General features: G+C 31.9%; 20 protein-coding genes. 3 read left to right on the top strand and 17 right to left on the bottom strand.

Going from position 1 to position 19890, the window contains the following annotated elements:
* Positions 1–11: 11 nt before the first annotated feature.
* The 3 genes from pgaC to LAU42_RS04990 all read right to left on the bottom strand — a co-directional run bounded on the left by pgaC (position 12) and on the right by LAU42_RS04990 (position 2948).
* Positions 12–1253: a poly-beta-1,6-N-acetyl-D-glucosamine synthase gene (pgaC, locus tag LAU42_RS05000; protein ID WP_224184584.1), complete on the bottom strand. Its 1242-nt coding sequence runs from the start codon at positions 1251–1253 to the stop codon at positions 12–14.
* 327 nt (positions 1254–1580) lie between these two features.
* Positions 1581–1925: a 30S ribosome-binding factor RbfA gene (gene rbfA / locus LAU42_RS04995; RefSeq protein ID WP_224184583.1), complete on the bottom strand. Its 345-nt coding sequence runs from the start codon at positions 1923–1925 to the stop codon at positions 1581–1583.
* Between the two features lie 534 nt (positions 1926–2459).
* Positions 2460–2948 carry a hypothetical protein gene (locus tag LAU42_RS04990; RefSeq protein WP_224184582.1) on the bottom strand — a complete coding sequence of 163 codons (489 nt, stop codon included), beginning with the start codon at positions 2946–2948 and terminating at the stop codon, positions 2460–2462.
* 85 nt (positions 2949–3033) lie between these two features.
* On the opposite strand from LAU42_RS04990, the gene LAU42_RS04985 reads away from it, so the two are divergent.
* Positions 3034–3327 (top strand): helix-turn-helix domain-containing protein, encoded by a 294-nt coding sequence (locus tag LAU42_RS04985; protein ID WP_224184581.1) that lies wholly within the window; start codon positions 3034–3036, stop codon positions 3325–3327.
* A gap of 45 nt (positions 3328–3372) precedes the next feature.
* Here the strand turns inward: LAU42_RS04985 and LAU42_RS04980 are convergent, their stop codons facing one another.
* On the bottom strand, positions 3373–3867 hold the full coding sequence (locus LAU42_RS04980; RefSeq protein WP_224184580.1) for a phage tail protein: 495 nt from the start codon (positions 3865–3867) through the stop codon (positions 3373–3375).
* A gap of 567 nt (positions 3868–4434) precedes the next feature.
* Here LAU42_RS04980 and LAU42_RS04975 point away from each other — a divergent pair.
* Positions 4435–5001 (top strand): tyrosine-type recombinase/integrase, encoded by a 567-nt coding sequence (locus LAU42_RS04975; RefSeq protein ID WP_224184741.1) that lies wholly within the window; start codon positions 4435–4437, stop codon positions 4999–5001.
* Here the strand turns inward: LAU42_RS04975 and LAU42_RS04970 are convergent.
* Positions 4998–5156 carry a hypothetical protein gene (locus LAU42_RS04970; RefSeq protein ID WP_224184579.1) on the bottom strand — a complete coding sequence of 53 codons (159 nt, stop codon included), beginning with the start codon at positions 5154–5156 and terminating at the stop codon, positions 4998–5000. The two genes, LAU42_RS04975 and LAU42_RS04970, sit on opposite strands and share 4 nt — an antisense overlap.
* A 46-nt stretch (positions 5157–5202) precedes the next feature.
* Here LAU42_RS04970 and LAU42_RS11850 point away from each other — a divergent pair, with 46 nt between their 5' ends.
* Positions 5203–5331: a hypothetical protein gene (locus LAU42_RS11850; protein ID WP_277602381.1), complete on the top strand. Its 129-nt coding sequence runs from the start codon at positions 5203–5205 to the stop codon at positions 5329–5331.
* A 110-nt stretch (positions 5332–5441) separates the two neighbouring features.
* Here the strand turns inward: LAU42_RS11850 and LAU42_RS04965 are convergent, their stop codons facing one another.
* The 12 genes from LAU42_RS04965 to LAU42_RS04910 all read right to left on the bottom strand — a co-directional run bounded on the left by LAU42_RS04965 (position 5442) and on the right by LAU42_RS04910 (position 19844).
* Positions 5442–5942: an HNH endonuclease gene (locus tag LAU42_RS04965; RefSeq protein ID WP_224184578.1), complete on the bottom strand. Its 501-nt coding sequence runs from the start codon at positions 5940–5942 to the stop codon at positions 5442–5444.
* 22 nt (positions 5943–5964) lie between these two features.
* Positions 5965–7284: a hypothetical protein gene (locus LAU42_RS04960; protein ID WP_224184577.1), complete on the bottom strand. Its 1320-nt coding sequence runs from the start codon at positions 7282–7284 to the stop codon at positions 5965–5967.
* Positions 7285–7628: 344 nt separating this feature from the next.
* Positions 7629–7817, bottom strand: a complete 189-nt coding sequence (locus tag LAU42_RS04955) for a helix-turn-helix domain-containing protein (protein WP_224184576.1) — start codon at positions 7815–7817, stop codon at positions 7629–7631.
* Positions 7818–8219: 402 nt separating this feature from the next.
* A complete protein-coding gene (locus LAU42_RS04950; protein ID WP_241426526.1) occupies positions 8220–8534 on the bottom strand; it encodes a replication initiation protein in 315 nt (104 codons plus the stop codon).
* Positions 8535–9660: 1126 nt separating this feature from the next.
* Positions 9661–9846, bottom strand: coding sequence for a hypothetical protein (locus LAU42_RS04945; RefSeq protein WP_224184575.1), 186 nt, complete (start codon positions 9844–9846; stop codon positions 9661–9663).
* 24 nt (positions 9847–9870) lie between these two features.
* Complete coding sequence (locus LAU42_RS04940; RefSeq protein ID WP_224184574.1) at positions 9871–10905, bottom strand: tyrosine-type recombinase/integrase; 1035 nt, start codon at positions 10903–10905, stop codon at positions 9871–9873.
* A gap of 190 nt (positions 10906–11095) precedes the next feature.
* Entirely contained in the window at positions 11096–13267 is a 2172-nt protein-coding gene (gene infB, locus LAU42_RS04935) for a translation initiation factor IF-2 (protein WP_224184573.1), read from the bottom strand.
* Positions 13260–13592, bottom strand: a complete 333-nt coding sequence (locus tag LAU42_RS04930) for a YlxQ family RNA-binding protein (protein WP_224184572.1) — start codon at positions 13590–13592, stop codon at positions 13260–13262. The genes infB and LAU42_RS04930 overlap by 8 nt, the downstream gene beginning before the upstream one ends.
* The gene (gene rnpM, locus LAU42_RS04925; RefSeq protein WP_224184571.1) at positions 13589–13876 is read right to left on the bottom strand and encodes an RNase P modulator RnpM; all 288 of its coding nucleotides are present in this window, start codon (positions 13874–13876) and stop codon (positions 13589–13591) included. Before rnpM ends, LAU42_RS04930 begins: the two co-directional genes overlap by 4 nt.
* Before the next feature lie 10 nt (positions 13877–13886).
* Positions 13887–14948 carry a transcription termination factor NusA gene (nusA, locus tag LAU42_RS04920; protein ID WP_224184570.1) on the bottom strand — a complete coding sequence of 354 codons (1062 nt, stop codon included), beginning with the start codon at positions 14946–14948 and terminating at the stop codon, positions 13887–13889.
* Between the two features lie 9 nt (positions 14949–14957).
* Positions 14958–15425, bottom strand: coding sequence for a ribosome maturation factor RimP (gene rimP / locus LAU42_RS04915; protein ID WP_224184569.1), 468 nt, complete (start codon positions 15423–15425; stop codon positions 14958–14960).
* A 114-nt stretch (positions 15426–15539) separates the two neighbouring features.
* On the bottom strand, positions 15540–19844 hold the full coding sequence (locus tag LAU42_RS04910) for a PolC-type DNA polymerase III (RefSeq protein ID WP_224184568.1): 4305 nt from the start codon (positions 19842–19844) through the stop codon (positions 15540–15542).
* Between the last annotated feature and the right edge of the window lie 46 nt (positions 19845–19890).

Here is a 19890-nt window from a genome sequence, read left to right as displayed (position 1 = left end):
TAAATGTGATTTTACTGTTGGATATTTCCTCTGTCTGGACTTGACCATGTAGCGAATTCCCCTTTCTTTCTTCTAAGTGCTTTTGGAAATGCAATTATTGCAGTAGATGCATTTAAAAACCAATAAAACGTTGGATACCAGACTAAAAAGAATACATACCACATGTTTTTCTTCTCATATTTGCTGTCGATAAATAACGATAATGTAAATTGAATTAAATTAACAAATGTCAATAATAATGCTGAATATAGTAATAAACTAAAATCATAATCGTAGTAATAAAAATCTAGATAATTATTCTTAAGTATAGAAAGTATCAATAAAACTACAACACCATAAACCCAAATAATAGATAGAACTTGTTCTACAAATAAAAACCATAAAGAAAAGTTTTTTTGATGTCTCATTTCTTTCCAATCTCTTAATAAAACTTCATGTCCACCTTGCGCCCATCTTATACGCTGTTTGAATAACCCTGAAAGAGTCTCTGGTACGAGCATCCAGCAAAGCGCTCTCGGTTCATATTCAATGTGATAACCATTTAAATGGAATTTCCAACTAACTGCGATATCTTCAGTAATCATATCCATATCCCAATAACCAACTTTTTCAAGTGCTTCACGTTTAAACAAAGTAAATACTCCAGATATCGTGTTAATATATCCATTCATAGTCTGTGCACGTTTAATACTGCCAATCATACTTGCATATTCAATTGTTTGAATTTTTCCTAATAAAGTTGATTTGTTTCTAATTCTTGGATTTCCAGTAACAGCAGCTAATGTTGGATTATTATTAAATCTTTCCATCATATAATACGGTGCTATATCTTCAATTATCGTATCGGCGTCGATACAAATAATATATTCATTAGTAGAAATTTCAGCTGCTCTATTTAATGCATGAGCTTTTCCTTTATTATTTACAATATTTAAAAACTTAAAATCTAATTTTTCTTCTAACTGTGATAATACTTTAGCAGTATTATCACTACTACCATCATTAACGGCAATAATTTCTTTATTAGGGTAAGACATTTTTAGAACACTACGTATCGTATCTTCAACTGTTTCTTCTTCGTTATAACATGGAATAATAAAAGTTATACCAGGTAAATTTTCTTTATTTACTTTCTTTTTCAACCTTATTTCAATAATAAAAAAATATAGTATTGTTCCTACAATCCAGAACAATGACATAACAATGGGATAAAATAAAACAAAATTCCCAATTATTTTCACAAACGTTTCCATATAATCACTCCAGGTTAATGAATAAAAATAAGATACAAACACTTCAATTTACATAATAATCTTGCAATACGATATTAATCTCAATAGTCTTATCAACGATGAAATTTAACCAACTCAATATATAATATTAAGTTAATTTGCATAATTATTAATCAGATCAAAAGTATTCGTATCTTACATATATAAATTAACTATAAATGAATTGATGAAATATAAAAATAGACATTTGTCGTTTAAAATGTCGCCTTTTGGAAATTTCAAACAATTCATAGTTTTTTACCAAAAAAAATAGCTTAGAGTAATTAAAGATTAATTACTCTAAGCCAATTATTTTTTGTTATTCAATTCGGCAATCATACGTTCAATTTTATTACCATAATCAATTGACTCATCGTATTTAAATTTTAAATCCGGAACGATACGTAAATCCATGCGATGTGCAATTTCTGATTTGATGAATCCTTTAGACTTCTCTAAACCTTCTAAAGTCTTTGTACGTTCTTTCTCTTCACCTAAAACCGTAACGTATACAGTCGCTAAACTTAAATCACCTGTAATTTCAACTTCTGTTACTGTAACAAAACCAACATTAGGATTTTTTAATTTCTGGTTAATGATCTCACTTATCTCTTTCTTCAGCTGTTCACCAACACGTTCACTTCTTAAACTCATTTTATTCACCTCAATTTATCGATTGACCTTTATTATACGAATTAGAGTAGGTTTAAGTCAATTAAAGGAGATTGAAATCTTAAATTTACAAATGATAATCAGGTTAATTTTAATATCATATCACGAAATAAAAAAAAGTACTAAATAATAATAAAAAACACTTCACCGATAATAGTGAAGTGTTTAAATATAAAATTCTAATGTTAAAATATTGAATTAAACTCTCTTAATTTCTTCCATTACGAAAGCTTCAAATATGTCGCCTTCTTTAACATCGTTGAAGTTTTCAATCGTTCCAACATTTACAATAATATTCTTTGAAGTATTGATATAACTACAATCTTTACTATTTAATTAATTAGATTATAGCTTATAGTAATGGTTACTGTCAAAAAAATTAATATTTTAATTCTGTATATTATAAATAAAATAAGTTAATTCTACCATAATAAGAGCTACTAGTTTACGTTAATCATATAATGTTTTTAGAGCATATTATTTATAAAGTATTTAACAAATCAAAGAAATTTAATATTATTCACTATGCTTAATAAAATTTAATTCTTCGCTCATTTCTAAAAGTTCATTAGTAAGTTGTTTCCACAAAATATTATGATCTCTAAATTTGTCCTCGCAAGTATATTCAGAAAGTTTTTTGATTTGATACCAACTTGCGTCCCAAGTGTTAAGATGATATTCTGGGTTTTGCTCATGAATCATTTTTCTATATGGAAACGTCTCTTTAATAATATCTACTGCTTTAACAATTAATTTTCTTGACGTATCATTTAAATACTTTTTGTTTGCTGATAAATAGTTATAAACAAAACTTTCATCTCCGTAACCTTTTGTATCCATATAAATTTCTCTATCACCCACTGCATTAGCAATATTTCTTATATCTCCATTTTTGATAAAAAACCATTCATTTCTTCTACTATATTGTTCGCCATCTATTTCAATATTTCTAAAGCTGATTACTAAATTAGATGGAGAAAATAATGTATAAACTACACTGTTCACACAAAAAAATTTAAATGTATCGTTGTTCGTTTTATTCCATTTGGATTATTTTTCTTAATTTTTCTTTACATATTAAAAGAATATAATGTTTATAAAGCTAATCATTAATTTGATTGGCTTTTTTTATTTATCTGAATATAACGTACAAGATATTAAAACCATCAGGGAACGATTAGGTATGAGTCGTAAAGAATTAAGCATATTGTTAGGAGTATCTAAAAAGACAGTAGATGCGTGGGAACGAGGAGTAAATATTCCGAGTGGTACAGCAAAAAGACTCATGCAATTGATTAATGATGATAGTGAGTTTGTAGTTGATCGATTGACTCATCATGAATTAAGCGATACAAAAAAGGATAGAGAAGCGGTCAGAATGTAACAAGACCCAAGCATAGAAATGACTATGCTTGGGTCTTGTTTAAATTTAATCTTCTACACAAATATGATTTGCGAACGTGTCTTTTACTGATGAAATGAACTCAATTGAGTCACTAATAATATCTATAACAGAATTACTAATGTAAAGCATATTTTCATCGTTGTAGAATACAATGAATGGCTCTACAAGACCTCTTTTTATATAAAGAACATATGAATTAATATCTTTTTGTGTGATATTTTTTATAGTTGAAATAACATATGTATCATTCTCTGAATGAATGGTTTCATGCCAGTTATTAATCGAAATGTATCGACCAATATTCGTTTTTTCTTTAAATTTTACAGGCTTTATAAATTCAGAAAGGAATGAACAATTTGTTGTACTTTCTTTAAATATGTTATTAATCAAAGAGGTAATATCTTTCTTGTTAAGACTATCTATATCAAACCGTACCTTATTTTCATCTGACACTTGAAAATAAGGTATTTCATTTTCTAAATCAAAATCTATATTAATATTATTAAGTTTTATAATCACTTATTAATCTCCAATTCTTTTTAAATTTGCATCATACGTGCCACTTTAGTCTCTAAGTTTTTGGGGTTGTTTTGATTGATATTTAATAAATCCCAAGCCCAGTTATTAGTTTTGTTATAGAAATTAAAAACTATACTTATGAATATTAAAAATAGAATGATGGATAGAAATTTATACTTCATATAGATATATTCACTATTCCTGTTTTATAGTTGATATTTTTCAATATCAAATGACATTATACAATCTAAGTATAATGATTAATAGGTGTATTTTAAAACAAATATTAGGGAAAATATATTGCATAGTAAAAATTTTTCTCATAGATAAAATAATGATTTTGTTTAATTGTTGGTGTGACGCATTTGAAAAACGAAAATAATTAACTCAAATTAACTATATTATGTTTGTAAATAAAACTAATTGATATAATTTTAAGTAACACAATTGTAATTATGTTACATGATAAATACTATTAAATCAACACTTGACAAAAATCAATTAAATAATGTAACATAATGATATAAGTTATTACATTAAAAGATACATATTGAAAGGTTGATGAAGATGAAAACAGTTGAACCGATTAGGAATATTGAAGATATAAAAGAATTAAAAAAGAGCCTTGCTTATTACGGTAGCAATCGAGATGTGTTTTTGTTTGTGTTAGGTATCAATTGCGGTTTAAGAGTTGGTGACATGCTAACGTTAAAAAAGAAAGATATTAAAGACTATCAACTGAAGCTGAAAGAAAGCAAAACTAAAAAGAACAAAACAATAACATTACTTCACATTAAAAATGATATTGATGATTACATTAAGTTTTTAAATGATGATGATTATCTGTTTAAATCTAACAAGCTAAATCAAGACGGACAACAGAAAGCAATTTCTAGAGTACAAGCATACAGAATATTAAATAAGTCTGCTGAAAGTATCGGAATATCTGACATTGGCACACACTCAATGAGAAAAACTTTCGGCTATCACTATTACAAGCGAACAAATGACGTTGCTTTATTAATGGATCTATTTAATCATTCTTCACAAAGTGTAACGTTGCGTTACATTGGAATTAATCAAGATGTGCTAAATCAATCAATTACTACTGCAATGAGCGGTCTATACGATTAATTAAACTTAAATGAGTACATTAGCAAAGCATAGCCTTTTTCTGTTAGTCTGTACTTTGCTTTTGTACGCTCTTTGTTAGCAGGTACAACTTCTATAAATTCATTTAAGTGTAAATTAGTTAAGATAACGCTAGTACGATCAAAATCATTGCTCATAGGCATATTGTAGTAAAGAATATCAAACAACATTTTTGTAATAAATATGTTTGATGGTATCACATTGAAGCAACTCCTTATGTATGAAATTGACTACAATTCTATTGTAATTGCTTCAAATCGATATGAAAAATCTGAACTAACGTTTGCTGAAGTCGATTTTAAGCACACTTAGTGTATAAATGTACGCTTAAACATTTAAAATGCTCTTAAAATCGCTCTGAGTGAATTGAATATAAACAAAAAAAGAGAGTACTACTGAATCAACAGTAATACTCTCTTAGTTTATGCGATTTCTTCAGTATCATGTAAAAAGTGTGTAATTGATTTATGAAAGTCTAATGCTTCAACGATAACATTAACATTGTCTGATTGCTTAATCTCTTGCATAGCTCTGATTTCTGCTATTGATACAATCCAATTTATACGATCAGAGATAATAGCGTGTTGTTTGTTGTCGTTATTATTACACATTTCTAAATTGCTCAGTCTGTTATCGCTAATATTTTTATTTATGTGATTAACTTGTAAATGCTCTGAGAAGTCTTCTAAAAATGCTTCAGCAACTAATCTGTGCACATACTCTAATTTATGAATTGAATAAGCTAAGTAACCTTTAGCGTTTCTTTTATATGGTTTCTTAGTCGTTACAGAGTTATCTTTTGTATTTAATACATACAACTCAGCTTCAGTAGTAATATAGTATTCATTCTCTTTCTTAATTCTGATTAATCTTGCTTTATCTTCTGCAATAAGTGTATTTAGTTTTTCTTGTAAGTTATTCATAGTTTAATAGTTTCCTTTCAAATTAATTTGCTTTTTTTAAATAATTATTGTAACTCTGAGTAATCTCTTCAGCTTTACAGTTTAATAAATTTCCGTAAATTTCTTGCAACTGTATTAAATTCTTATATTCATTGATGATCTTATCTTTAAGTTTCTCTGTTTTTCCTAGAGCTTTTTTGTTTTTTATCATCAATTCAAGTTCATTCAGCTTATTCTTTTTCTCGTCCTCAAAGTATTTAACTTTGCTTTGCTTCTCTCTCTCATAGAGCTGATTTAATTTATCAACTATAGCACCTTTGTAATTTTGCATAAGCTCATGTGTAAGTAAGTCATACATCTTCTTTACGTCTGCGTTCTTTTCAAAGTATTTGTTGAGTTGTTTTTTACTAAACTTATTAATGATTGCTTTCTGCTTAAATACTGAAGTGTATACGTTACTAATCGTCTTACCGTTGTATAATTTTACTTCTAGTCCTTGCTCTAATCGTATTTTTAATGCTGTTTTAAACTTAGCGTTCATATAATACTTTCGATTCTTCTCTAAACCTAATTTCTCTTTGAGTTCATTTTGTATCTCAATAAACTTCTTTATCTCTTCTAATTCCAATCTCATTAAGTCATTCTCAGTTTTACCGTAATAAATTTCAGGGTTATGAATGATTAGATTATGTTTCTCTAAATTCATCAAAGCATTGTTAAAAGTGTTTCTGATTGTATCAACATGACTATAATACACTTTAAGTAAATTAAACTTCTCTTTCGTTGATAGTTCTCTTGTATACTTTTGATTTACTTTAAAATCAAAATAAGTAATCTTTGGATCATTGAATGTTTCAGTAAAGTGTGTATTGATAAATTTATCGTAAGTTATATTACTATTAAATCGTGTGTAACCTCGTATCGTTTTTTCAGAAACTAAGCCTAATTTGATGAGCCATTTGTTTGTAGTCATATCTGTATCAGTGATTACTTTATTTTTAAGTACATATAAGATGATTGCTTCAAGTGTTGCTCTGAGTTTATTCTTACCTGCTTTCGTTTCCTTTTGAAGTGGCAATAGTTCTATATCGTACAGTCCATTGAGTTTGAAATACTTTTTACGTCCTATTTTTTCATGAGTGATATGTTCATAGAAACGTTTCAATTCTTTCTCTAAGTCTTCAGCTTTACTAGCTCTCAGAGATTTATTGCGTTTGTATTGTTCAATATCATCTGAGTAATAGAAGTGTTGTAAGATTTCTAAAGTGTCTAGTGAGCAATTTTCAAGTGATAACAGTGTGTCATATTCGATTGATTTCTTTTCTTTCTTAGTTTGATTCTTAATTTCATATTCAATTGTCATTATGTTTCTCCTTTTGATAAATTTAACAACTAAAATCATGAAAAAAGCCTTATCTAGCAAGGGGTTTAATTATGACACCTCATTAACTAATACAGTATATATAGAGTAACTTTATTAGTTAAACGGGTGTCATAATCAAAAGCATTGTAAAACAAGGGAAAAATGATGATTTTAGTTGTATTTAGTTTTAGTTATTGATCCTGATTGAAAATTAATGTGCTCAAATCTGAGCGTGTCTAAAAATCCCCCGTCAAAATTGAACGCTTAAACTGAATGAGTTCAAAAGAACGACGTCCCCTCAACTTTTTTAAAAGTCCCAAAATTGAATTGTTTCACGAAATGTTTCACGCATTGTGTCTGATTAAAAACTTCTCGATTGCCTGTAACTTCTTATATCCTAGTGTTGTTTTACCGTTTAGAAACATTGTGAGATAACTTCTTGTGATCCCAATCTCTTCAGCAAGTATAGTAATTGGAGGTAAACAGTTATCATTTCTGTATGCAATCAGTCTGTTTCTTATTTTTTTATTCATATTTCTGCTCATATCCTTTCTCATAAATTTATACATAAGTGTTTAAAAGTTAGCTAAAAGAAAAAGGCTCTGAGTGTGTACACTGCACTCAGAACGTTAATCTGAAAGGAAACTGTTAAACCTCTCTCTATAAATTCTATACAGGTACAAGTACATAAATTTGAACACTAATGTGTAAGCTCTTTATGTGTCTATTGAAATTACATTCTCAAAAATTTTTAATTTATTTTCAATTATCCATTGACTCACTAGATAATAATATGTTAAACTTGAGTGATGGGATACTTTATATATAAGAATTTTACCAAAGGTATGTTTATTTGTCAACTCCTAGTAACATCAAGGGTTTGAAGCATATAAAAAGCACTCACTAATCACAATTTTAGTGGGTGCTGAATTGTTTTATTTTATAAATTCTTTAAACATCTCTTCAGATTGCTTTCTCAATTCTTCATCAATCTTAATCTCATTTTGTTCATTCTTTTTCTTTTTTAAATTCTCTTTATCAAAAGTAAATTCTAAAGCTACAACTTTACGCCCCTTTTTAATCTTCTTAACTTCTAAATTCTGAAAGCTATCAGCAAGATCACGCTGAATTGGTTTTAATACACGTTTATCAATATCACTCATCTGATAGCTACTAGGAATGTCTAACAACTCTTTAAAGTCATCTAATGATACTTTATACAGTCCCGTGTTCCTGAATTGCTTCAGCAATCTTAAAATCTTCTTATAGAATGTTGAATGAATACCTGTAATTTACTTTATCTTAATCAAGTACGTGATCAGACATCAGTTACATCAACTATCACTCAATTCAAAACGTAATAATCTTTTAATACCCTCCCTGCTAAAGAAATCTATTTCATACTGAAAAACACAATTTGAAGCGGTATAACAAGCCTTTTCGTCTATTCTTGATATAAATCTACCATGCTTAAAAACATCACTTTATAAGTGTTCTACAAGCAAAAAATGACTACGTTTCAAATACTGCTGAAATATTAGAAATTCATTTTGAATATATTTCCCAAACTTTAGACCGCTTCTAAACTCTTATTCCGCAAGGACTTTATAACAATTTTAAAGTTGGGAAATAATTAAAATTTTAGTAAACTCGCATTTTATCAGGTGCTACAAACGTTGATATGACAACATTCTTACTTTCTGAATTAGTCTATTTTCATATCGTTTTCGAAAATTTCTATAACAAATGAGATATGCTCAACTGTCTATACATGTACATACAAGTTTGTTTTTTAAATAATCTCAATAAAATCATTCTTTTAATATCTCAATTTCATAACTTCAGATATATTCTTATTCACTCTATAAATCAAATCTGAGCGACTTTTAGATATTCAAAATGATTAATATCATAATTCATTACATGCTCTTGAACGCTCTCTAAACATTAAATAAACATATCGTGTGATGTCCTGCTGAAGCTGAAGTAATCATTTCTTTCATTAGCTTATCTACTGTCTTGTAGCTTCATATCTAACGTATATCGAACGTTATCAACTTATTAATGATTTCTATTGATTGATTACAATTCAATGTTATGTGCTTTATATTGCTTCAAGAACGTAATGATCTGATACGTTGTTTTAATCTTCTAGCAACATAGATTTATGTAATCTCACGACTTCATTTATTTCTGAATGTTATCTACTTACTTTGTCTTGTTGACTACTGAAGTGAGTTTATTCTGTATGATTTTGATTTATATCTTACTTATAGTATACATAAGTGAGATTGCTTTAATGTTTCTACGTTTAGACTTATTTATAATTTAATACCAAATTAAATAAGACACTGATATTAATCAGTGTCAACAAATCTAATGAAAATCTTCAATTGTTATACCTGTTAGCAATTCCCCTTTGAATGTAACTGTCTGTTCTTCTTCACTATATCTTAGAAGTGTAACAACATCTTCAATGTGATTTGACTCTATTATATTAATTTGTTTGTCACTTAAATCTTCTACTACCAATGTAAATGTAATAACTTTATTATTGTTCATTTGTATCTTCTCCTTAACTTCTATTTATTTTAATCTTTTACTTCTATCTCTTGTGTATTTCTTTTGTTTCCCAAGTACTTGATCTAAAGGACTATAGTTTTCTTGTTGTAACGTCATTAAGTCTTCTGAAACATGTGCGTATATTTCAGTAGTTGCTAACTTTTTATGTCCCAATATCTTTTGTAACACTCTAATGTTCCCACCATTCTCAAGAAACAACATTGATGCGGTATGTCTAAACATGTGAGGAGTTATATTTGTTTTTATATTGTATTCATTGCAATACTTTTTTAATTGATTTCTAAATGCCTGATTAGTAAATTTACTACCGTCAACTGCTAAAAATACGTAATCATTATTGTAATCTCTCATTTCGTCAATCAATTCTACTAATAATTTCTTTGTCTTTAAGCTAAACATCACATACCTACCTTCGTTATTCTTTGTATTCGGAAAGTAAATAGAGCGTTTATCAAAATCAATATCTGATATCTTTATATTTAAAACTTCATCTATCCTCCCGAATGTATCAAGAAATACATGAATCGCTGTAAACATTCTGAAATCTGTATAGTAACTTGTGTCTAATGAATTTAATAATTTATTTATGTCTTCAGGGGGTATCGTTTTTATACGCTCATTCTGTCTTTTTAAACATTTAATATCTTTAAATGGATTACTCTCAATATAATTTAATTCAAGTAAAGTCTGATAAATCGACTTGCATAACTTAATATATGTGTTAATTGTACTTGCTTTTAGTCCTCTAACTTCATTTTTATGACGTAGTTTATCCCTATAATGAATATGCTCGTTCTTTAAATACCTGATATATTCTCTAGCTTGTTTTTCAGTTATTTGCAATGGATCATCAATTTCATCAAAGAATATACTGAGAGATGTAAATACTTTATTGTAATTAATGATAGTCGCTCTAGATAAGTTTTGTAATTCTTTATCTTCAAGAACGATATGTTTAATTTTTTCAAAATCTCCAACCTTTTCAACTTTTCTAAGTCTTCTCGAATTTAATCTTTTAGACACAAAAAAACACCTCACTATTAATTAAATTATTTTAATTAAATAGTAAAGTGTTTTTAAATTGTAGTTTACAATATCATACTTCTTTAAACTTTTGATGAGTTGCAATCTCGCATCTTAAATTTTTCTGAAATTTCATTGAAAGTGTAATTTAAATAGTTTAGTCTTCTCTTCTTTCAACTCTCAGAAATAGCTTAACCATGCGGTATTAAACTCTCTTAATTTCTTCCATTACGAAAGCTTCAAATATGTCGCCTTCTTTAACATCGTTGAAGTTTTCAATCGTGATACCGCACTCATAACCTTGTGCTACTTCACGAACGTCATCTTTGAAACGCTTAAGCGCATCAACTTGACCTTCATAAACGACGATACCATCACGGATGATACGTACTTGTGAGTCACGTGTAATCTTACCTTCTGTAACATAAGATCCTGCAACCGTACCAACTTTAGATATATTGATCGTTTGACGAACTTCAGCCTGACCGATAACTTTCTCTTCGAATTCAGGATCAAGCATCCCTTTCATCGCACTTTCAATTTCTTCGATAACTTTATAAATAATGCGGTGTAGTCGCATATCTACATTTTCCGCTTCAGCAGCACGTTTCGCATTTGCATCCGGGCGTACGTTAAATCCGATTATAATACCATTAGATGCTGATGCTAATGTAACGTCAGACTCATTAATCGCACCAACTGCTGTATGAATTATACGAACATTTACGCCGTCTACATCAATTTTCATAAGTGAAGCTGCTAATGCTTCTACAGAACCTTGAACGTCACCTTTAATAATAACATTTAAGTCTTTCATCTCACCTTGTTTCATCTGTTCGAATAAATTATCAAGTGAAACTTTTTGAGATTCCTGACGTTGTGCTAAAATGTTCTGTTGCTGACGTGCTTCACCGATACGACGCGCTTGTTTTTCATCTTTGAATACAACGAATCGATCTCCTGCTAATGGTACATCCTGTAATCCAGTAATTTCAACTGGTAATGATGGGCCAGCAGATTTAATACGTTTACCTAGATCATTAACCATCGCACGAACACGTCCGAATGTATTACCGACTACAATAGAATCACCAATTTCAAGTGTTCCATCCTGTACGAGTAATGATGCTGCAGGTCCACGAGATTTATCTAATTCTGCTTCAATAACAGTTCCGATTGCTGTACGTTTCGGATTTGCTTTTAATTCTTCAACTTCAGTTACAAGCTGAATCATTTCTAATAAATCTTCAATTCCGTCACCTTTAATCGCAGAGATTTGTACGAAAATTGTATCTCCGCCCCAATCTTCAGGATATAAACCGTGCTCACCTAATTCTTGCATAACGCGATCTGGATTCGCTGTCGGTTTATCAATTTTGTTAACAGCAACGATAATCGGTACTTCTGCAGCTTTCGCGTGGTTAATCGCTTCAACTGTTTGTGGCATTACACCGTCATCTGCTGCAACTACTAAGATTGTAATATCTGTTACTTTCGCACCACGTGCACGCATTGTTGTAAATGCCGCGTGACCTGGTGTATCTAAAAATGTAATTGGTTTATCATTATGTTTAATTTGGTAAGCACCGATATGTTGTGTAATACCACCAGCTTCTCCAGCAGTTACACGTGTATTACGGATAGAGTCCAGTAATGTTGTTTTACCGTGGTCAACGTGCCCCATGATCGTAACAACAGGTGGGCGTTCCATAATATCTTCTTCATTTGCATCTACATCTTCAAAGTATGTTTCTAAATCAGTTGCATCTACAACTACTTCTAATTCAGCTTCTACACCATACTCATCACAAATTAACTCAATTGCTTCTTCATTTAATGATTGGTTTATGTTTGCCATAATACCAACCATAAATAAGTTTTTAACGATTTCAGAAGCATCTTTTCCTAATTTTTCTGCTAGTTCACCTACAGTAATACCTTCTTCATACGTAATTTTTGAAGGTGTTTCTTTAACGACAGGTGCCTCTTGTTTTGGTTCAGGTTTTTGTTTGCCTTTACCCTTACCTTTTTTGTTTTTATTAGGCCCACCAGTACCAGGTTTATTATTGCTGCCTGGTCTATGATTAGGATTACGTTTCTGGTTATTATTTTGTGGCTTACTTTGATTGTTTTGTTTCTTCTCTACTTTTTGTTCTTCTTTTTTCACTTCTGTTTTAGCTTCAGCTTTTTGTTCTATCTTCGCTTCAGCTTTCTCTTCTGATTTTTTAAAGATTTTATCTAATGCAGTAATTTCTTTCGCCTCAATTACCTGCATATGACTTGATACTTCAATATTCATTTTCTTTAAAGCATCGATAATATCTTTACTCTTTAAACTAACTTCTTTTGCATATTCGTATATTCTTTTTTTACTCATAGCTTCTCTCCTCATTCATGTCCCGAATCAAATCCTTCATTGATTTCGCAAATCCAGCATCAAGTATGCCTATCGTCACACGAGCATCCTTGCCGAGCGAATAACCGAGTTCATATCTTGTACATACTTGCTCAAGCTGTACATTGTATGACTGACATTTGTTCGAAACATTCTTTATTGTATTATTTGATGCATCCGTTGAAATAATTACTAGCTTCGCACGTTTACTACGCACATCATTCAGTACGAGTTCTTCTCCGGTAGATAGCTTTCTCGCACGCATTGCTAAACCTAATAAATTTAATAATTTATCTTTTGAAGTCATCGTTTCGGTATCATTTCTCTATAGATTAAACGAATAATTTCATCATATACCGGATTTAATGTTTCAGTATCAGCTTCAAAATACTGTTCAAGTTTTTTCTTTTCACGTGCTTTATTCACAATCTCTAAATCCATAGAAACGTATGCTCCACGACCATTTTGTTTGCCGGTAGCATCTGCGAATATTTCGCCTTCTTTATTTTTTACGACACGAACCATCTCTTGTTTAGGTTTCATCTCATTTGATAGTATACATTTTCTCATGGGTATTTTACGTTGTTTCATAAAAGTCCCCCTATTCTTCAGGATAAATGCCCGCTTCTTTAGCATCTGTTTCTGATTTAATGTCGATCTTCCAACCTGTAAGTTTTGCAGCAAGTCTTGCATTCTGACCTTTTTTACCGATTGCAAGTGATAATTGGTAATCTGGTACAATTACTGTTGTCGATTGATTTTCTTCATCAACTAACACTTCTATTACTTGAGATGGGCTTAATGCATTTTTTACGAATGTTTTCGTATCTGCACTCCACTCAACAATATCGATTTTTTCTCCACCTAATTCTTCCACAACCGCTTCAACACGTGCACCTTTAGTACCTACACATGCACCAACTGCATCGATATCAGGATTTTCAGAGTAAACGCTGATCTTAGAACGGTCACCCGCTTCACGCGCAACAGATTTAACGATAACTGTACCATCAAAGATTTCAGGAACTTCCTGTTCAAATAAACGTTTTAACAATCCAGGGTGGCTACGCGAAACGAAAATTTGTGGTCCTTTAGTTGTCTGCTCAACTTTGTTTACATACACTTTAATACGCTCAGTTGGACGATAAACTTCGTTCGGACTTCTTTCAGCTTCAGATAATACAGCTTCTGTTTTTCCTAAAGTTACATAAACATAGCGGTGATCGACGCGGTCAATAATTCCAGTCATAATATCATCTTCTTTATCGATGAACTCATTGTATAAAATACCACGCTCTGCATCACGTAAACGTTGTAATACAGCTTGCTTTGCAGCTTGTGCAGAAACACGACCGAAATCTTTCGGTGTAACGTCTTCTTCAAAGATATCTCCGATTTCATATGCTGGATTAGAAAGTAATGCTGTTTCAAGACTCACTTGTTCTCTTGGATTTGAAACTTCGTCAACAACATCTTTGCGAGAGTATACACGGTATGCACCGTTGTCCATATTTAACTCAACGCGTACGTTATTAGCAGAGTTGTAATTCTTTTTATAAGCAGTAATTAACGCCGCTTCTATTGTTTCAATTAATACTTCACGTGGAATTGACCTTTCTTTTTCAAGGAAATCAATCGCATTTAATAATTCGTTATTTTTCATAGCTGCCTCCTATAAAATGACGGTTAAACGAATCTTTGCGATACGTTTACGGTCAATTTCTATCTCTTTCTTTCTTGTTTTAATTTTAGCTGAAATTAAAATCGTGTTTTCAGTAACGGATTTTAGTTCACCAATCCACTCTTTATCGCCTTCAATTGGCTCATATAGTTTAACGTAAACATTTTTTCCGATTGCGTTAATATAATCTTTCTCTTTCTTAAGCGGACGTTCAGCACCAGGTGATGATACGTCAAGGAAGTATGCTTCTGAAATTGGATCTTCCTTATCCATCACTTCACTAATTTTTTCGCTCGCAATTGCACAGTCACTAATATCAATGCCCCCCGGCTTATCAATAGCGATACGTAAATAAAAATCCGGACCTTCCTTCACGTATTCCACATCAACAAGTTCAAATCCAAGGGCTTCAACAATAGGCTGACAAATCGTTTCTACACGTTCTGTAACTTTACTCATATAATCCTCCTAACATAAACGTAAGAAAAGAGCGGGAATTCCCACTCTTTTCGCTAGTAGAGTATTTTCTTTAACAATTAAATCATAACATAAACGAATGATTTCTTCAAATGATTACAAATCAAATATTGAGAGTTGTGCTTTGTCAGGCATACCTGATAAACTTCCAAGCTCATCTAAATATTCGATGATCTTTTGTGATACACCCGCTTTTTTATTCAGTTCCTCTTTAGATAGGAAAGGCCCTTCTTCACGTGCTGCAACGATACGTTTTGCTACGTTCTCGCCGAGACCTGGTACTGCAATAAACGGTGGTATTAATGAATCCCCTTCAATGATGAATTCAAATGCAGTACTTTTCTCTAAAGAAATCGGTTGTACTTTAAATCCTCGTTGTGCCATTTCATTCGTAATTTCAAGCACGGTCAGAACATCTTTTTCCTTCTTCGCAAGATCGTGAAACCTACTGTAATAATCTTTTACAGTTGCTTTTATCGTATGTTTATCTTTCGTCATCGTCAATAAGTCAAAGTCACTTGCACGAACTGTAAAGTAACTTGCATAGTAATAAAGTGGATGATGTACTTTAAAGTACGCAATTCGCACTGCCATTAAAACATATGCCGCAGCGTGGGCTTTCGGGAACATATATTTAATTTTTTTACATGAATCTAAATACCATTCTGGTACGTTATTTTCACGCATCGCAGCTTCAAATTCATCTGATAACCCTTTTCCTTTACGTACGGATTCCATAATTTTAAACGCTAGCGAAGGTTCCAGACCTGCATACATTAAATAGACCATGATATCATCACGACAACCGATAACAGAACTTAAATCACACGTTCCGCTTTTAATTAACTCCTGAGCATTGCCCAGCCATACGTCCGTTCCATGTGATAAACCTGAAATTTGAACAAGCTCACTGAATGAAGAAGGTTTCGTATCTTCTAACATTTGTCTTACGAATCCAGTACCAAACTCCGGAACCCCAAGCGTACCTGTTTTACATAATATATCATCTTCAGTTACACCGAGTGATTCCGGACTTGAGAATATTTTCATCGTCTCTTTATCGTCAACTGGTATTGTTTTTGGATCCATCCCAGATAGGTCCTGTAACATACGGATCATCGTCGGATCATCGTGTCCTAATATATCAAGCTTAAGTAGGTTATCATGTATAGAATGGAAGTCAAAGTGTGTCGTCTTCCATGCACTTGACTGATCATCTGCTGGATACTGAATCGGAGTAAAATCATATATATCCATATAATCCGGTACAACGATAATACCCCCCGGGTGCTGTCCTGTCGTACGTTTCACACCCGTACATGACTTAACAAGTCTATCAATTTCAGCACCGCGTTTATGAACACCTGCATCATTCATATACCCTTTTACGTAACCAAACGCTGTTTTCTCGGCAACCGTACCAATTGTACCTGCTCGGAATACTTTATCTTCACCGAACAGTACTTTCGTATAATTATGTGCGACCGGTTGATATTCACCACTGAAGTTTAAATCGATATCGGGTACTTTGTCACCTTTAAATCCTAAGAACGTTTCAAATGGAATATCCTGACCTTCTTTTATATACGGCACGTTACAAGTTGGACATGATTTATCTGGTAAGTCAAAACCACTTGCTACACTACCATCTTCAAAGAAATGACTCGATTTACATTTTGGACAAATATAATGTGGCGGTAATGGATTTACTTCTGTAATTTCAGTCATCGTTGCAACGAAACTGGAACCAACTGATCCACGACTTCCTACAAGATAGCCATCATCTAAACTTTTCTTTACAAGTTTTTGTGAGATTAAATAAATAACTGCGAAACCATTCCCGATAATACTTTCCAGTTCTTTTTCTAGTCTGGCTACTACAATTTCTGGAAGCTCATCTCCATATATACTTCGCGCACGTGCATAACTCATCTCACGAATCTCTTCGTTTGCACCATCAATATTCGGTGTGAATAATTTATCCTGAATTGGCACAACCGTATCAATACGATCTGCTAGTTCGTTCGTGTTCTTAACAACAATCTCGTATGCTTTCTCTTCACCTAAGAAATGAAAAGCATCGAGCATTTCGCCAGTCGTTCTGAAGTGTGCATCAGGTAATGTTTGTCGGTTCAATGGGTTACCTGGATTTGAAGCGATAAGAATTTCACGTGCAATTTTATCGTGTTCGTTTAAGTAATGTACATTCCCAGTAGCGATTACTGGAATATTGAGTTTTTCACCGACTGCAATGATACGACTATAAATTTCTTCCATCGTCTCATTATCGCGTATTAAATCTTTATCCAGTAAATGCTGATAAAGCGCTTTTGGCTGGACTTCAAGATAATCATAAAACTTAGCGATTTTTTCTACTTCATCCTGGTCCTTCTGCATTACTGCAGTGAACACTTCTCCATTATCACACGCGCTACCAACTAATATACCTTCACGATATTCATTTAATAAAGAACGTGGTATACGAGGTGTTCTGTAAAAATATTCAACCATTGAATCACTTACAATTTTAAATAAGTTTTTCAATCCCTGCTTATTTTGAACGATTAATGAAACATGCATCGGTCGTGCACGTTTATATGCATCCTTATTAGATAACTTTGCATCAATTTCATTGTGGTTCGTAACGCCCAGTTCTTCTATCTGCTTTAACATTTTCACGAAAATATGCGCAGTTGTTTCTGCATCATAAATCGCTCTATGGTGCTGAGTAAGTTCGACGCCATATTTCTTCGCCAAAAAGTTAAGACCGTGTTTTCCAAGCTCTGTATTTATTGTTCTGGATAATTCTAACGTATCGATAACAGCATTTGTTGTTGGTCCATATCCGAGACGATCAAACCCTGTATCAATGAAGCCCATATCAAAGCTTGCGTTATGAGCGACAAAGATTGCGTCCTTTGCAAACGCTCTGAAATCATTTAGTACTTCTTCAATCGGAGGTGCATCGACAAGCATATCATCTGTAATTCCAGTTAAATTTTTAATAGTTTCATTTAATCGTTCTCCCGGATTACTGAATCGCTCAAACTTGTCAATAATTTCTCCACCCTTAACTTTAACTGCGGCAAGCTCAATGATTTTATCATATTGCGAACTTAAACCTGTCGTTTCAACGTCAAATACAATATACGTTGCATCTTTCAAAGGAATATTCTGTGGTTTATAACTGATTGCAACCCCATCATCTACAAGCATACCTTCTACACCATAAATCATTTTGATACCCGCTTTACTAGCAGCAGCATGCGCATCAGGAAATGCCTGACATCCATTATGGTCAGTGACCGCAATTGCTTTATGTCCCCATTTAGCAGCTTGGGCAACATATTTACTGATATGCGTCACACCATCCATCTGGCTCATCGCACTATGTAAATGGAACTCTACGCGTTTTTCTTCAGCTTTATCTTTTTTCTCCGGCTTTTTGATCGCTTCAACGTCTTCCATCATCATAACAAGGTCTCTTACAAACGTGTCCATTTCAATACGACCTTGACATCTAATCCAGTCCCCTATTTTCAATGACTCAAAATGTTCCAGATCATTTTTACCTTTTCTAGTAAACATTTTTACAATTAATGAATCTGTATAATCTGTAATTTTAAGCTGAACGATATGACGACCACTTTTCAGCGCTTTAATCTCAATATCGAATACAACACCTTCAAGTGCTACTTTATACTCTTCTTCTATAATACTTTCAATACGTTTAACTTGTTCCACCTGTATCGGTTTACCGATTTGACACTTCGTAATTTCAGGACTATCGTCATCTTTACGTTGTTTTTCACGCTCTATCATTTTTTCTCTTATAATCTTGCTATGATTCTCTTCTTCTTCCTGAATGTATGCTTCAAGTGAGGCCAACTCTGCTTCAGCATCATTATGTGAAACTTCGAATACACATTGCGTAACATTAAACCCGACGTTTTTAAACGCCTTTAATAAAGCGCCATTACAATTCTTTTCAAAATGCACTTTTTCAATATCATTCGTCACATTAAACTTAAGTACATCTCCACTAAACGTAAAACTTTTACTGTTTAACTGATGTTTAAGACTTGGACTCATATTCGTTTCACCGATAGCATAAGGGATGTACGCGCGAACTTTATCTGTATCCAGTGCGTCTCTGACTTCAATTTCGAATGTTACAGCTGCAATATGTTCAAAATGTTCTTTAATCTTTTCTTTTAATAAAGCAAACAGTTCATATGGCAGGTGCGTTTCAAATTTAAAGTACATATGCCATTTACGGTCATTTTTATATACATCTATCTTTGTCAACTCCGCTTTATCTATATCAGGCAGAATAAATAAATCTTCTATTTGAAGCTGTTTAAGCAATACTTTAAACTTTTCATTATTTGTTATTGTCACGTTCTTTACCACCTTCAAAATGAAAAAGTAACACGCAACTGCGTAT

The sequence above is a fragment of the Macrococcus armenti genome (genome assembly GCF_020097135.1).
GTDB lineage: Bacteria > Bacillota > Bacilli > Staphylococcales > Staphylococcaceae > Macrococcoides > Macrococcoides armenti.
Note: the sequence above shows the minus strand (reverse complement) of the source record. Positions and strands in the feature narration are given on the sequence as shown.